This is a genomic window from Cellvibrio mixtus subsp. mixtus J3-8, assembly GCF_000766945.1.
GTDB classification, from domain to species: domain Bacteria; phylum Pseudomonadota; class Gammaproteobacteria; order Pseudomonadales; family Cellvibrionaceae; genus Cellvibrio; species Cellvibrio mixtus_A.
Genome location: NZ_KN266209.1, coordinates 203,977 through 217,834 on the forward strand (window position 1 = coordinate 203,977; position 13,858 = coordinate 217,834).

General features: G+C 47.8%; 15 protein-coding genes. 7 read left to right on the plus strand and 8 right to left on the minus strand.

Features of this window, described 5'->3' with window-relative positions; genetic code table 11:
* Positions 1-83 precede the first annotated feature (83 nt).
* Positions 84-563, plus strand: a complete 480-nt coding sequence (coaD, locus tag A596_RS14205) for a pantetheine-phosphate adenylyltransferase (protein ID WP_039915937.1) — start codon at positions 84-86, stop codon at positions 561-563.
* On the opposite strand, the gene mutM is transcribed toward coaD, so the two are convergent.
* Complete coding sequence (mutM, locus tag A596_RS14210; protein WP_039915939.1) at positions 564-1,376, minus strand: bifunctional DNA-formamidopyrimidine glycosylase/DNA-(apurinic or apyrimidinic site) lyase; 813 nt, start codon at positions 1,374-1,376, stop codon at positions 564-566.
* Positions 1,377-1,641: 265 nt separating this feature from the next.
* Between mutM and A596_RS22190 the strand changes: the two genes are divergently transcribed.
* Positions 1,642-2,286: an Npun_F0296 family exosortase-dependent surface protein gene (locus tag A596_RS22190; RefSeq protein WP_052417526.1), complete on the plus strand. Its 645-nt coding sequence runs from the start codon at positions 1,642-1,644 to the stop codon at positions 2,284-2,286.
* Between the two features lie 77 nt (positions 2,287-2,363).
* On the opposite strand, the gene A596_RS14220 is transcribed toward A596_RS22190, so the two are convergent.
* From A596_RS14220 to radC, 4 genes are all read right to left on the minus strand, one after another.
* Complete coding sequence (locus A596_RS14220) at positions 2,364-3,764, minus strand: HDOD domain-containing protein (RefSeq protein ID WP_052417527.1); 1,401 nt, start codon at positions 3,762-3,764, stop codon at positions 2,364-2,366.
* 223 nt (positions 3,765-3,987) lie between these two features.
* Entirely contained in the window at positions 3,988-4,143 is a 156-nt protein-coding gene (gene rpmG, locus A596_RS14225; protein ID WP_012489089.1) for a 50S ribosomal protein L33, read from the minus strand.
* A 15-nt stretch (positions 4,144-4,158) separates the two neighbouring features.
* Positions 4,159-4,395, minus strand: coding sequence for a 50S ribosomal protein L28 (gene rpmB, locus A596_RS14230; RefSeq protein WP_039915942.1), 237 nt, complete (start codon positions 4,393-4,395; stop codon positions 4,159-4,161).
* Between the two features lie 215 nt (positions 4,396-4,610).
* Positions 4,611-5,285, minus strand: coding sequence for a RadC family protein (radC, locus tag A596_RS14235; protein WP_039915943.1), 675 nt, complete (start codon positions 5,283-5,285; stop codon positions 4,611-4,613).
* A gap of 236 nt (positions 5,286-5,521) precedes the next feature.
* On the opposite strand from radC, the gene coaBC reads away from it, so the two are divergent.
* The 4 genes from coaBC to slmA all read left to right on the plus strand — a co-directional run bounded on the left by coaBC (position 5,522) and on the right by slmA (position 10,873).
* Positions 5,522-6,727: a bifunctional phosphopantothenoylcysteine decarboxylase/phosphopantothenate--cysteine ligase CoaBC gene (gene coaBC, locus A596_RS14240; protein ID WP_039915947.1), complete on the plus strand. Its 1,206-nt coding sequence runs from the start codon at positions 5,522-5,524 to the stop codon at positions 6,725-6,727.
* A 33-nt stretch (positions 6,728-6,760) separates the two neighbouring features.
* On the plus strand, positions 6,761-9,268 hold the full coding sequence (locus A596_RS14245) for a phosphomannomutase/phosphoglucomutase (RefSeq protein WP_235425737.1): 2,508 nt from the start codon (positions 6,761-6,763) through the stop codon (positions 9,266-9,268).
* 25 nt (positions 9,269-9,293) lie between these two features.
* Positions 9,294-10,202 (plus strand): acetylglutamate kinase, encoded by a 909-nt coding sequence (argB, locus tag A596_RS14250; protein ID WP_039915949.1) that lies wholly within the window; start codon positions 9,294-9,296, stop codon positions 10,200-10,202.
* A gap of 62 nt (positions 10,203-10,264) precedes the next feature.
* Complete coding sequence (gene slmA, locus A596_RS14255) at positions 10,265-10,873, plus strand: nucleoid occlusion factor SlmA (RefSeq protein WP_039915950.1); 609 nt, start codon at positions 10,265-10,267, stop codon at positions 10,871-10,873.
* Between the two features lie 95 nt (positions 10,874-10,968).
* Here slmA and A596_RS14260 read toward each other — a convergent pair whose 3' ends face one another.
* Both A596_RS14260 and pyrE read right to left on the minus strand, forming a co-directional pair.
* A complete protein-coding gene (locus tag A596_RS14260) occupies positions 10,969-11,589 on the minus strand; it encodes a hypothetical protein (RefSeq protein WP_039915951.1) in 621 nt (206 codons plus the stop codon).
* Positions 11,590-11,615: 26 nt separating this feature from the next.
* Positions 11,616-12,263: an orotate phosphoribosyltransferase gene (pyrE, locus tag A596_RS14265; protein WP_039915952.1), complete on the minus strand. Its 648-nt coding sequence runs from the start codon at positions 12,261-12,263 to the stop codon at positions 11,616-11,618.
* Between the two features lie 211 nt (positions 12,264-12,474).
* Here pyrE and A596_RS14270 point away from each other — a divergent pair, with 211 nt between their 5' ends.
* Entirely contained in the window at positions 12,475-13,245 is a 771-nt protein-coding gene (locus A596_RS14270) for an exodeoxyribonuclease III (RefSeq protein WP_039915954.1), read from the plus strand.
* Positions 13,246-13,309: 64 nt separating this feature from the next.
* Here A596_RS14270 and A596_RS14275 read toward each other — a convergent pair whose 3' ends face one another.
* Positions 13,310-13,729, minus strand: coding sequence for a Dabb family protein (locus tag A596_RS14275; protein ID WP_039915958.1), 420 nt, complete (start codon positions 13,727-13,729; stop codon positions 13,310-13,312).
* Positions 13,730-13,858: the final 129 nt, after the last annotated feature.

Consider the following 13,858-nt stretch of genomic DNA (forward strand, 5'->3'; position numbering starts at 1 on the left):
GCTTTACAGTCGGCTGGTAAGTGCGGACTTATTTTTGTACCATGCCCGCCCCGTCTGGCGTCGATGAATAACGGAGAATCCCCATGCGCACAGTGGTCTACCCAGGTACTTTTGATCCCATTACCAATGGCCATATCGACCTGGTTGAACGCGCCTGCCGGCTGTTCGATAAGGTGATCGTCGCTGTCGCCGCAAGCAACCGTAAAAACCCGTTATTTACCCTGGAAGAACGCGTCGGGCTGGCGCAGGAAACATTGGCACATCTGCCCAATGTCACTGTTTGCGGCTTTGATATCCTCCTCGTGGAATTTGTGCGCCAGCAAAATGCCCAGGCGGTATTGCGCGGCTTGCGAGCAGTCTCCGATTTCGAATACGAATTCCAGCTGGCAAATATGAATCGGGCACTGGCGCCCAATATGGAAAGCATTTTTCTTACCCCTGCTGAACACCTCTCGTACATTTCGTCCTCAATCGTGCGCGAAATTGCCTTTTTAGGCGGAGATGTCAGCAAGTTCGTTGCAGGGCCGGTCGAGGCAGCACTGCAACGCAAGTTCGGCAAATAACTACTTCTGGCAGTCCACACAATAAACCGTGGTGCGATCATTCATACGCACCTCTTTGAGTGGCTTTTTACAACGATTACAAGGTTCACCACCGCGGCCATAAACCAACAATTGCTGCTTGAAATAACCGGGTTTGCCATCCCCACCTACAAAATCGCGCAATGTTGTCCCACCCTGATCGATGGAACGCTGCAATACAAAACGGATATCACGCACCAAATCCTCACAATTTTTGCGCGTCAGCGACCCTGCTTTACGAATAGGTTTGATACTCGCCATAAACAAGGATTCGTTGGCATAGATGTTCCCCACCCCCACGACAATTTTGCTATCCATTAGAAATTGCTTAACCGCCTGGCTGCGCTTGCGGCTGCGCTCAAACAAATATTCGGCAGTAAACGCCTCTGTCAGCGGTTCAGGCCCAAGCCCTGCCAATAGCGAATGGGTATCCGGGTCACCCTCTACCCACAACAGGCAACCAAAACGACGCGGGTCGCAGTATCGCAATACACGCTTGCCAAAAACCAAATCAAAATGATCGTGGAATAACGCAGGCTCCTCCGGACTGACAATGCGCAAACTGCCTGACATACCCAAGTGGATTAATGCATGCCCATGACCAAAATCGAGCAACAGGTACTTACCACGCCGGCGTGCGCCAACAAGCTTTTTACCTTGCAACAACGCGGCAAGATCGGCTGGAATTGGCCAGCGCAAGCGCGGCTGGCGGATGACAATCTCTGTCACTTTGTGACCGATAATATGCGGACTAATACCGCGCAAAGTCGTCTCAACTTCGGGTAACTCAGGCATAGGGTTCTCTACACTTAATTAAAACGGGAAAATAATCGCTTATTTGCCAGTTATGGCGTTGAAATTAACAAAAATCTCACTAGACTCAGAAATGAGAACTTAATCACAAATAAATAAGTACTCAATTCACAAAATTTGGCAAATTGGCCTGTTCTTTGCGAAGCCACTATGCCGGTTCAGGCGCCAGCCCAGAGATAGCGGGTTAACGCCACAGGATTATTCCCTGAACCCTGCGTTTCAACCTTATCTATAACTGGAGTAATTAATGAAAAACCTGTTGCAGACGCTGTTATTGCCGTTAATGTTCCTGGCAACCAGCGCCTCGGCGTTACCTATAGTTTCTTTATCTGCCGCCGGTCAAACGACTACATCGGTAGCAGATGCTATCACCATCGATTTTAACAGCGGCTGCGGTTATGCCAGTTGCAGTGGCGATTTCGCATTGGTAAACGGCAGTCAAAGTGGTTTGTATGCACAACCATTTGGTGTTGATTCCCAATACCTGAGCGTACCAAATCCCTCCGCCACCGATTTAAGTGCAGTGTTTTCCCTCGGTACTGCAGCTAACTATTTCGGCTTATTTTGGGGCTCGATTGATAGCTACAACTTCATCAGTTTCTACCTTGATAACGCGCTGGTAGCCAGCTATTCAGGCAGCGCAATTGTGGGCCAGTTTGCCGATGGCAATCAACTAAGCTATGCCTCCAACCGCTACATCAATTTCGACTTTGGCGGCGACAGTTTCAATAGCGTCAAATTAACCAGCAATGGCTACGCATTTGAAAGTGATAACCATGCCTTCCGCAAATTGACTACCGTCACAGAGCCGGCCACAGCAGCGTTATTATTGTTGGGTTTAGTTGGTTTGGCACTGGCCCGCCGCCAGGTAAAAACCATTTCGATTAAATAAACCTTATCGAATGTGAGCAAAAAAATGCCGGGGCAATCCCCGGCATTTTTATTGAATGTGTTTTTTTAGCAAATACATTAATGCGCAGCGCTTAAACGCATCATCAAATTTAATTGATTGGCAATTAACTGAAATTCTTCAAACTGGCGCGCTGACAACTTTCCACTTTCAGCATCTGCATAAGCAATCGCCATCAAGCGCTTGTTTAATTGCAATGGTGCCAGAAATATATCCCCGTTCGCAGCCATTGCCTGCAATGCCCCGACATCATTACGCGCACTATCAACCCGGAAATGAAATGGTTGCTGGGTACGCAATAATTCATGCAACAATTCACCCTTGCGCAATGTTTCCAAACTAATTTTTATTTGCTGGCGCCACAAATGCGTGCCTTTACCAGCCACATAACGCACATCCAGCATTTTGCTTTTGTGATCGACAATTAAAATGGCCAGGCGTGGAATATCGGCGCCTTCGTGCAAGGCCGCCAGAGATAATTGGGTGACTTTTGGCAAATCATCACCCGCAAGCATGGCTTTATGGATTTGATTTAATTGCTGTTGAAATAAATAATCCGGTTTTTCCGCGCGCGTTTCTTTTTCTTCAATTTGATGCGGGTCAGGTAATGCACTGATCAACACATCCACACCGTAAATTTTTGCGATGACAGATGCTTCATCAGCCATTCGTAGCACTTGTTTTTTAGCTTCTTCAAAAGGAATTTTGCACAAGGTTGCCGTCTGCTGACACAACCGTTGCATTTCAGGGCTTTTAATTCCGCGCTGGATATAGGTGCTTATTTCGTTGCCCAGATTAACCGCGCGGGCCGCTGCACTGGAGTGGACATGGTTTTCACAGGCCTCACTGAGTAAATCACCGAGCGCCCAATCTTTTATCAAATAACGCGAGAGCAAACTGGTGTTAACTCCCAAATATTCCACCGCTAAACTGTGCTCGGTTTGCGGTTGCTTATCGCGCGCCTCAATGAAATCCTCCACTACTTTGCGTCCGGTAGAAATTAATGCGAGTTCGCTAATATTGCGCAATAACGCTGCAATAAAAATTTGCTCTTTTTTATCGCCGTCCAGAAATGGCACCATCGCCTTGGCTTGCACGGCTGCATGGAACGAGCGCGCAAGACTTTGGATCAATAATGCCTTGGGTTTTCCTTTAAGGAAATTATCAATCAGTGTGGTCGCGAGGGTGATATTGCGTAAATTATCAAAGCCTAGATGCACAATCGCGCGCGATACGGTTTTAATCGGGGCGAAAGAAGGATTGTAATGAACAGAATTGGCAATCCGCAAAACCTTGGAGGTCAAATCAGCATCGCGCAAAATGATTTTCGTTAAATCTTCCGCGCGACATTTTTCATTTTCGCTTAACTCGCAAATTTCCCGCACAACAGCATCCAGGGTTGGTAGCTCTTGTTCGGCAAGAGCATCCATCCACGCCTCAAGCCCGCGAATTTCTGTCATAGGGGAAAACCTGTGTTAGCCGGTTATGAGCGGACAATGCCGTTCAAAGTGCATTCGCATTTTCTTATTATTTTGCTTGAGTGTAGTTCAGGTCGCCGAACTCTGCTTTTTGGCGCAAGCTTCCCTGCAATTATTTTTTATGGAAACCGGTTAACCAAATTCCAGGCAATAAAAAACCCGGTACGAAGACCGGGTTTTTGTAAAGCGTGCATCAAATAAACAATTACTTGATTTTGCCTTCTTTGTAGACCACGTGCTTGCGCACAACTGGATCGTACTTTTTGATTTCCATCTTTTCTGGCATGGTGCGCTTGTTCTTGTCAGTGGTGTAGAAGTGACCAGTACCAGCAGAAGAGTTCAGACGAATTTTTTCGCGCATGACAATAGCTCCTAATTACACTTTGTGGCCGTTGGCACGGACATCAGCCAACACAGCTTCAATGCCGCGCTTGTCGATGATACGCATACCTTTTGGAGTCAGACGCAGAGTTACGAAACGCTTCTCAGCTTCTACCCAAAAACGGTGGGATTGCAGGTTTGGCAAAAAACGACGCTTGGTGTGGTTTTTTGCGTGGGATACATTGTGACCGGTAACAGGACGCTTACCAGTAACTTGACATACTCTGGACATTTTATTGCCTCATTCAAAAATCAATGCGCTCTGCTGGAAGCGCGGTGCTAGAACCGTCAAACAGACTTAACAACCAGCAAATGCGCCTTGTGATCAGCCTATTCTTTCCTAAACGCGGCGGGATAAATTCGACACTGCCGCAAAGAGCCGCGCTTTATATCAAAAGTCAGGCCCAATAGCAACGAAAAGGTTATTTTTTGATCCTGCTCCCCTACTTACATAAGGCCGCGTTCGGCAAAGGAGATCACCTCAGTATCACCTACAACCATATGGTCGAGTACACGCACATCAATCAGCTCCAATGCCGCCTGCAATCGCTGGGTAATGCGCTGGTCAGCCTGGCTGGGCTCAGCCACACCACTGGGATGGTTGTGGGCCAGAATAACCGCCGCCGCATTATGGGCCATCGCCCGCCGCACCACTTCGCGCGGGTAAACCGAGGCACCGTCAATGGTGCCAAAAAACAGTTCTTCGTAGGTAATCAACCGGTTTTGGTTATCGAGGAAAAGCACTGCAAACACTTCACGCGGCTGGTGGCGCAACTGGGCGCTCAGGTATTGGCGCACAAGGTCAGGGCTGGTTAGCAAGTCGCCCGATTTCATCGTGGCCGAGAGATGGCGCCGCCCCATTTCCAGCACGGCTTGTAATTGGGCGTACTTGGCATTGCCCAAACCCAAGCCGCGGCAGAATTCCGGTTGTGAAGCTTCCAGCAACGGGCGTAACCCGCCATATTCCTGCAATAAATCGCGCGCCAGGTCCACTGCGGATTTACCAGCAACACCAATACGGAGGAAAATTGCCAAAAGTTCGGCATCAGAAAGGGCCCGGGGGCCAAGGACAAGCAACTTCTCGCGCGGACGTTCGGCAATGGGCCAATCGGCAATAGACATAAAAACTCCTTTTATCAAAACCCTGGAACAGGTTATTTCCTATAGATATGTTATGCCGGGTAATGCCGGCAGATACGAAAACGCTGGCAAGAATGGTATCTTAGCGACCTTTCGTCAAGCCCTTATCCAGGGCTGGTGCCACGCCCTGCGGGGCCGGTGCCGTTAGTGGCCAATTACGCACTTTAAGGCTAGGGTTGTTCACTAGCTGTCCAACTTCCCCGGGGCTGCCTTCATCCATGAGTTCACTTGCCAATAAACAGATTTTGCTCGGCGTCACTGGCGGTATTGCCGCTTATAAGAGCGCCGACCTTGTGCGCCGCCTGCAAGATGCGGGTGCCAGTGTACAAGTAGTGATGACGCCAGCGGCCCAGGAATTCATTACTCCATTAACAATGCAAGCGCTATCCGGCTATCCGGTTCATACCCAATTGCTAGACCCGGAAGCCGAAGCCGGCATGGGCCATATCCAACTGGCGCGCTGGGCCGACCTGGTATTGATCGCACCCGCCACTGCCGATTTTATGGCCCGCCTCAGTCAAGGCATGGGTAACGATTTGTTGACCAGCATCTGCCTTGCCACAGCCGCGCCCATCGCCCTTGTACCCGCGATGAACCAGGGCATGTGGCGCAATGCCGCCACCCAAACCAATCTTGATATTCTCATTAATCGCAAAATCCATATTTTTGGTCCGGCTGACGGCGGCCAAGCCTGCGGCGATATAGGACCCGGGCGCATGCTTGAACCCTTGCAGATTATTGATCTGACATCACAACTATTTACCACCGGCAGCCTCGCCGGGAAAAAAGTAGTCATTACAGCAGGTCCGACTCGCGAAGCGATTGACCCGGTGCGCTACATCAGCAATTACAGCTCAGGGAAAATGGGCTATGCGCTGGTGCAAGCTGCGATTGAAGCTGGCGCACACACAGTATTGATTAGTGGCCCCACCCAACTGGCAAAACCGGCGCGCGCCAAATGTATTGAAGTCACTACTGCCGAAGAAATGTACGCGGCCAGCTTGCTGGAAGCGCAAGGCTGCGATTTGTTTATCGCCGCCGCCGCTGTTGCCGATTATCGCCCCATCGAACTGGCGCCGCAAAAATTAAAAAAAGGGGATAGCGAAAGCATCACCCTTACACTGATAAAAAACCCCGACATAGTTGCCAGTATTGCAGCACTTGAACGCAAACCGTTCACCGTTGGATTTGCAGCGGAATCCGAACGGCTAGTCGATTACGCACGTGCGAAACTGGAGCGCAAAAACCTGGACCTGGTAATTGCCAATAATATTGCTGAAAACCATATCGGTTTTAATAGCGATGATAATGCCGTTACTGTAATCGATAAACATTCCACCGTAGAAATCAGCCAACGCAGCAAGCAACAACTTGCGCGCGAACTTATTGCCTGTTTTGCACAAAAACTGGCATCACAACGATAAGCAAGCCACAGATGATAATGGGAAGGTAAACGAGTGAACCCCAAAGATCCGCTCATTGCAAAACCGGAAGCTGGTGTACACCTTTCACGCAGTGCCCAACGCGCACTGGAAGCCGCCAAGCGCAAAGCTGCCATGCAGCAAAAACTATTGCTAATTTTTCTGGCAATAGCGCTCATCATTAACGGTATTGTTGCTTATGTGCTCTACCAACAATTGGTTGTTAATCAGGAGCAGGAAAACCTGGCAACCTTGACGCAAAAAAATGTTGAAGATCGCCAACAAATCCTTGAAAAATATTTTTCAACACAGAGAGAACTGGTTGACCAAATTGCTGCCGAACCGGAATTTTTAATCGCACTTGATCCATTATCAACAACTACAGAATCACGCCAACTTATTGAGCAAACCTGGCAAGCAAAAATTCCTGCGGCATTAAAAGTTCGTATTATCCCTCTGGGCACGGCGCAGCTAGAACGCGAGGCAGAATTTCCGTTGCGCTTTGCAGAACTGGATCTCATCCAGCGCGCTGAAAAACGCCAGCCTACACCACCAGAAATCGCAACTATTGGCGAACGCCAGTTTTTATATTGGATTCGTCCCATCGCCCGCGACCAACAAAGTGAGCCACTGGGCACACTCATGCTCACACTGGACCCAAGCGAGTTATTTAAAATTTTCATGACCGTTGATAGCAGCTCGGGTGAATATATATTGCTACAACAATTTAGCGGCAGCCCGGCACAAACGCTGAAAAAAATTGGTGCGGGTTCAGCAGGCAGCAGCAAACAAGTCAATGTTGCTGGTAGCTATTTACAAGTAAAATTCACGCCCTCTGAAGAATTGGTAACATTTTCTGAAGAATGGCCTGCACTCTGGATTTTAATCGTCAGTCTGATCGCCGCTGCCAGCCTTGCATTAGCCTGGTTCCTGAGCAAAATTCTGGTACGCAAAGAATTGGGCAATGTGGAAGCAGCACCGTCATTACCCGAAGTCGCAAAAGCCAGTAAACAAGCGATAGCAGATGAAAATACGTTAGCCGACCCGTTTTTCCAGAAGCAGGATATCCTCGACATCGCCGTCATTGATGAAGATGAACATATTCTTGGCCTTGATCAGGCATCAGGAAAAAAACCAGCAAAAACTCCGCCGCGTAAAATCAATGAAACAGATATACCCGCCGAAATATTTCGCTCCTACGATATTCGCGGTTTGGTTGATAGCCAGATTACTACCGAGCTCGCCCAACTCATTGGCCAGGCGGTGGGTAGTGAAGCGATTGACCAGGGCGAACGCTATATCGTCGTAGCGCGCGATGGTCGCACTCATAGCGAAGCATTGACATTGGCGTTGATCAGGGGAATCCTTCGTACCGGTTGTAACGTCATCAATATCGGCGTAGTGCCAACGCCGTTAATGTATTTTTCTACTTTTCATTTTGATGATACAAATAGTGGAGTTATGGTGACAGCCAGCCATAACCCAAAAGAATACAATGGTTTTAAGGTTGTTATTAATAATCGCGCCCTCGCGGACGAAGCGGTAACTGATTTGCGCTCGCGCATTATCAACCAACGTTTCCATCAGGGTTTGGGTGAAGAAATTCCGCGTACAATTATTCCGGATTATATTGACCGTATTTTTTCTGATGTTGCCCTTGCAGGAAATGTCACGCTGGTAGTAGATGCTGGCAACGCTGTTCCGGGCGTGGTTGCGCCACAATTATTTGAAGAACTCGGTTGCGATGTCATTCCATTATTTTGCGATCTCGATGGCGAATTTCCCAACCATGATCCCGATCCCACACACGAAAAAAATCTCGCCACATTGATCGCCAAAGTGCAGGAAACTAACGCTGACATAGGCGTAGCATTTGATGGTGATGGCGATCGATTGGTTGTCGTCACCCCCAAAGGCGATATTATTTGGCCAGATCGCCTATTAATGTTGTTCGCAAAAGATATACTCGCTCGCCATCCTGGTGCCGACGTATTATTTGATGTGAAATGTTCACGTCAGCTAAATCAAATCATCAGCAGTTACGGCGGCCGCCCAATCATGTGGAAAACGGGCCACTCACCCATGAAAGCGAAAATGGAAGAAACCCAGGCATTAATTGGTGGCGAATATTCCGGCCATATATTTATCAAGGATCGCTGGTACGGTTTTGATGATGGCATTTATGCAATGGCCCGCCTGCTCGAAATCATTACACTACGCGACCAAAAAATTGATGATATTTTTGCCGCATTTCCACAACTCTATTCAACACCGGAATTAAAAATTGCGGTCGCAGAACAAGATAAATTCGGTTTAATCAGCAAGCTTGCCGAGGGCGGGGATTTTGCCAATGGAACCATCACCACCATCGATGGTTTACGCGTGGATTACACCAAAGGCTGGGGGCTGGTGCGCGCCTCTAACACGTCACCTGCACTCACATTGCGCTTTGAAGCTGAGTCACCTGATGCGCTGGAAAAAATCCAGCAAATTTTTAAACGGGAATTGTTAAAAGCGGATAATACGCTGGCGATTCCCTTCTAATTTTATTCACACAGGATTATTTGTTATGTCGTTAAATCGTGATTCGGCAATGAATATTGCCAATGTACTCACTGAAGCACTGCCTTATATCCAACGCTTCACCAATAAAACCGTTGTAGTGAAATTTGGTGGCAATGCAATGGAAGGTGAAGAGCTGCAAAACAGTTTTGCTCGCGACATAGTGCTGATGAAATTGGTAGGCATGAATCCGGTTGTTGTCCATGGCGGCGGCCCGCAAATTGGTAGCCTGTTGGAAAAACTTAATATCAAATCCGAATTTATCAATGGGATGCGCGTTACCGATAGCGCGACCATGGATGTAGTGGAAATGGTATTGGGCGGAACAGTGAACAAACAAATCGTTAGCCTGATTAATCGCAACGGCGGCCAGGCGATTGGCTTAACCGGTAAAGATGGCCAATTGATTCGCGCAAAAAAATTAACCGTCACTCACAAAACACCGGAAATGCTTGCCCCGGAAATTCTGGATATTGGCCACGTGGGCGAAGTGGAAAATGTAAATACATCAGTAATTGATATGTTGATCAACAGCGATTTTATTCCGGTAATCGCGCCAATTGGTGTAGGTGAAGATGGTGCCTCCTACAATATCAATGCTGATCTTGTCGCGGGAAAAATTGCTGAATTTTTGCGTGCTGAAAAATTAATGCTGTTGACTAACGTTTCCGGTTTACAAGACAAGCAAGGCAATGTGCTCACCGGTTTAAGCACTGAACAAGTCGATGGGCTAATTGCTGATGGTACTATCTACGGCGGTATGTTACCCAAGATTGCTTGTGCCCTGGATGCAGTAAAAGGCGGTGTTACCAGCGCGCATATTATTGATGGCCGCGTTAATCACGCCGTGTTACTGGAAATATTTACTGATGCCGGTGTTGGTACACTGATTACCAATAAACCTCGCAACGTTTAATTGACCAACCTACAGCAGCAGCCCATTGAAGCTGCTGTAGTAATTACACGAATGGAGGCGGCATGAAAACCCAAAAAACATCGCGTAAGCAACAAATTCTGGAGTGCCTGGCGCGCATGCTGGAAGCCAGTCCGGGCGAGCGCATTACCACCTCGGCATTAGCCAGGGAAGTAGGCGTTTCCGAGGCCGCGCTTTATCGCCACTTTCCCAGCAAGTCCAAAATGTTTGAGGGTTTGATTGAGTTTATTGAAGAAACAATTTTTTCACGCATCACGTTGATTCTGGCGGAAGAAAAAATTGCACTTAAACGTTGTGAGAAAATTCTAGCGCTATTACTTGCATTTGCAGAACGCAATCCCGGCCTCACCCGTTTATTGACAGGGGATGCGCTGACTGGTGAAACTGAACGTTTGCGTGTACGTATTGCGCAGGTTTTTGATCGCGTCGAAACCCAATTAAAACAAATCCTGCGCGAAGCTGAATTACGCGAAGGCTTGCATCCGCAGTTGCCAGTTACTGCTGCAGCTAATTTATTGATCGCGTTGGTAAACGGACGTATCGCAGAGTTTGTGCGTTCGGAATTTCGCCGATCACCCACTGCACATTGGCAGGAACAATGGCAATTGCTAGCGCAGGGCTTTATGGAAAGCACTGCAACAATTGATAGCTGAGCAAGAATTTATCCTGCATATAAAAACTGCACCTTACTCAGTTGGATGGGTGTCCAACTTTTGGGGTGCAGTTCAATGCGGTTTTCATGTGCAATTCAAGGTGCCGGCTGCTTATTAATTTCTATAAAACGCGCCCTGTCGCGATCAAACTTTTCTTCCACTTCTTTATATTCTTGCTCGCGTTGCTGGATTTGCAGCTGGATATCTTTTTCTTCCTGTACCAGGTTGTTAATATTTTTTAATAATTCGTCCGGTAATTGACGACCACTGCGTTCAATCGTAGCAGCCTGTGCCTGGTAATCCTGCAAACGTTTGCGGACGGAAGTGAGATTAGCCTGCAAAATGCTGATATTCCCGTGCAAACTTTCCAGGTTGCGCGCTTTTGCCGAATCAATATCAGCCACGTTGCTGTAGCTGCGACGCAATTGCAAATCTTCACGCGCCTGTTCTGCACGCTGTAATTTTTCGCGGCGCAAGCGCTCACCTTCAACGCCCTGCACAACTGGCGGAATAATTTTAATTACCTTGCCGGTACGCGATACGATTTCATAACCATTATTAACGTATTCAGCCGGGATTTTACTATCCAACACGGTAACGCCTTCCTTGTTCTTATAGCGATAAATCACTTTATTTTTGGCATTCTCCTGCGCCAGCGCTATATCGCCCAGCAACAGAAAACCACAGGTAATCGCCAGATAAAACAGGTTACGCATTGGAATTCTTTACCTCACGTCAATAATTAAAGATCAACACCATAAGTAGCACGGTAGGCTTTGATTTTTTCTACCATGGCTTCCTGCCCTGATTGTTCTTCAAGATAAGCCACAATATGGTTCAGGTTGATGATACTAATCACCGGAATACCGAAGGTCTGTTCTACTTCCTGAATGGCCGATACCTGCCCCTGGCCTTTTTCCATACGGTTTAAACCAATCAATACCGCTGCCGGTTTAGCGCCGGCATGATCAATAATCGCCATGACTTCGCGCACTGCAGTTCCGGCGGTGATGACATCATCTACAATTAACACTTTGCCTTGCAGGGGTGCTCCTACCAGGGTTCCGCCTTCACCGTGATCTTTCGCCTCTTTGCGGTTATAGCAATAAGGTAAATCACGTTGGTATTGATCCGCTAACGCCACAGCGGTAGTTGCCGCCAGGGGAATGCCCTTGTAGGCCGGACCAAACACTATATCGAACTCCACGCCAGATGCAGTGATTGCTGCCGCATAAAAGCGCCCCAAATCTGCCAGGGCACTGCCCGTCTGAAAACGTCCGGCGTTGAAAAAATAAGGACTGGTACGACCAGATTTGAGAACGAATTCACCAAAGCATAACGCTTCATGCTTAAGTGCTAGCTGAATGAAATCAAATTGGTATTTTTCCATGCAAAGTATCCGAGTATGAACTAAGTTTTAGGTGACAGAATAAATACAATGAGGTCCAGCCCATGAGCAGGACCCGCATTTGGGGCACAGCAGCATCCAAATGTTAAGGATGTGAAAAAAAGTAACGCCTACCATAAAAAACCCCGTGGTGACGGTAACACAATCACACAAAGCTCGGGTATGATACACAGTCCGTAATCAAGGGGCTAACATGAGAGTTATCAGTCTTAGCGTCGATGGAATTTTTCAGGCGGCGCAACGCGGCCTATATACCTGGCTCGCAAATCAGGATGCAGATTTTATCTGTTTACAGGATCTTCGTGCATTAGAGCGGGAACTGGAAAAACCCGAGTTCGAACTCAAGGGCTACAATGCCTATTTCTTCGATTCAGGTACCAAACACTATAACGGTGTAGCCATTTACACCCGTTTGCAACCCAAAGCGCTGATTTATGGCTTGGGCTTTGCCTCGGGCGTAGATATGGAAGGCCGTTACCTGCAAGTGGATTTTGAACAATTGAGCATTGGCTCATTGTTAGCACCCAGTGCGAATTCAGAACTGGAATCCCAGGAAGTCAAAATCAAATTCTTTGATGATTTCCAGGCCCATCTGGACAAAATCACCCGCAAGCGCCGCGAATATATTTTCTGCGGTAACTGGCAGATGGCACACACACCCAAAGACGTCAGCAATAGTGCTACCAACCAGCATAACTCCGGCTTCTTACCACATGAACGGCAGTGGCTCAGCCAGCTGTTTAACCAGATTGGTTATGTGGATGCCTTTCGCAAGGTTAATAAAGATGGCGACGAATATAGCTGGTGGCCAAACGGCCTCAAAGATGATGGCGATGGCTGGCGCACCGACTTCCAGGTAGTCTCCAACAGTCTGGGTCCAAAAGTGGAATATGCCACCATCTATAAAACCCAACAGTTCTCCAGCCATATGCCGGTAATTATTGATTACGATATTGAGCTCTAATCAAACCCGAAAAACAAAAAACCCGCTGCTTTCACAGCGGGTTTTTTTATTGGTCCGTAGCGATTTACTTCACCGCTAACGCATCATAAACCACAACCTTGCTCCACAGATGCTGGTGCTCATCCACGAATTTTTTATGTAATGGATGTACCTGATAAGCATCCTGCCCGGCAACATCATCAAATCCAAGCAGCTCGGATACGTGATAGGAGTTATCCACCACGTCGCGTTTCTCTGTAGAAGCCGGAACGCCCACATGGATCGAACGCACGGTTTCAATAGCGGCGAGGGACTTAACGCCAGCAATCAACTTGTCGCGATCAGCGGCTGAATCGGGGTTTTTCAGCCAGAAAAAAACATGGTGTAGTAATTTAGGCATGGCGGGATTTCCTGTAGCAGGCTTGGCGAGCGCATCCCCCGCTACCAGAGCAGCACCGGCAATGGCACTGGTGGTAAGGAAATCGCGGCGATTGGTTTCGGTCATGACTGGCTCCTGATGTCAAAAAATCAGATAAAACTACGTAACTAACCAGACAGGCAAATGCATTTACGTAAGATTACCCAGCCACAACCAACTCTGTTAATCTCTCGCGAACCAATAAAAACACAACCA

Excerpts from the sequence above, each read along its gene's own strand:
- rpmB (WP_039915942.1), bottom strand. The coding sequence starts at position 4,395 with ATGTCCAGAGTATGTCAAGTTACTGGTAAGCGTCCTGTTACCGGTCAC.
- A596_RS14220 (WP_052417527.1), bottom strand. The coding sequence starts at position 3,764 with ATGACAGAAATTCGCGGGCTTGAGGCGTGGATGGATGCTCTTGCCGAA.
- radC (WP_039915943.1), bottom strand. The coding sequence starts at position 5,285 with ATGTCTATTGCCGATTGGCCCATTGCCGAACGTCCGCGCGAGAAGTTG.
- slmA (WP_039915950.1), top strand. The coding sequence starts at position 10,265 with ATGAAAACCCAAAAAACATCGCGTAAGCAACAAATTCTGGAGTGCCTG.
- A596_RS22190 (WP_052417526.1), top strand. The coding sequence starts at position 1,642 with ATGAAAAACCTGTTGCAGACGCTGTTATTGCCGTTAATGTTCCTGGCA.
- A596_RS14260 (WP_039915951.1), bottom strand. The coding sequence starts at position 11,589 with ATGCGTAACCTGTTTTATCTGGCGATTACCTGTGGTTTTCTGTTGCTG.
- A596_RS14270 (WP_039915954.1), top strand. The coding sequence starts at position 12,475 with ATGAGAGTTATCAGTCTTAGCGTCGATGGAATTTTTCAGGCGGCGCAA.
- coaD (WP_039915937.1), top strand. The coding sequence starts at position 84 with ATGCGCACAGTGGTCTACCCAGGTACTTTTGATCCCATTACCAATGGC.
- coaBC (WP_039915947.1), top strand. The coding sequence starts at position 5,522 with ATGAGTTCACTTGCCAATAAACAGATTTTGCTCGGCGTCACTGGCGGT.
- pyrE (WP_039915952.1), bottom strand. The coding sequence starts at position 12,263 with ATGGAAAAATACCAATTTGATTTCATTCAGCTAGCACTTAAGCATGAA.
- A596_RS14275 (WP_039915958.1), bottom strand. The coding sequence starts at position 13,729 with ATGACCGAAACCAATCGCCGCGATTTCCTTACCACCAGTGCCATTGCC.
- rpmG (WP_012489089.1), bottom strand. The coding sequence starts at position 4,143 with ATGCGCGAAAAAATTCGTCTGAACTCTTCTGCTGGTACTGGTCACTTC.
- mutM (WP_039915939.1), bottom strand. The coding sequence starts at position 1,376 with ATGCCTGAGTTACCCGAAGTTGAGACGACTTTGCGCGGTATTAGTCCG.
- argB (WP_039915949.1), top strand. The coding sequence starts at position 9,294 with ATGTCGTTAAATCGTGATTCGGCAATGAATATTGCCAATGTACTCACT.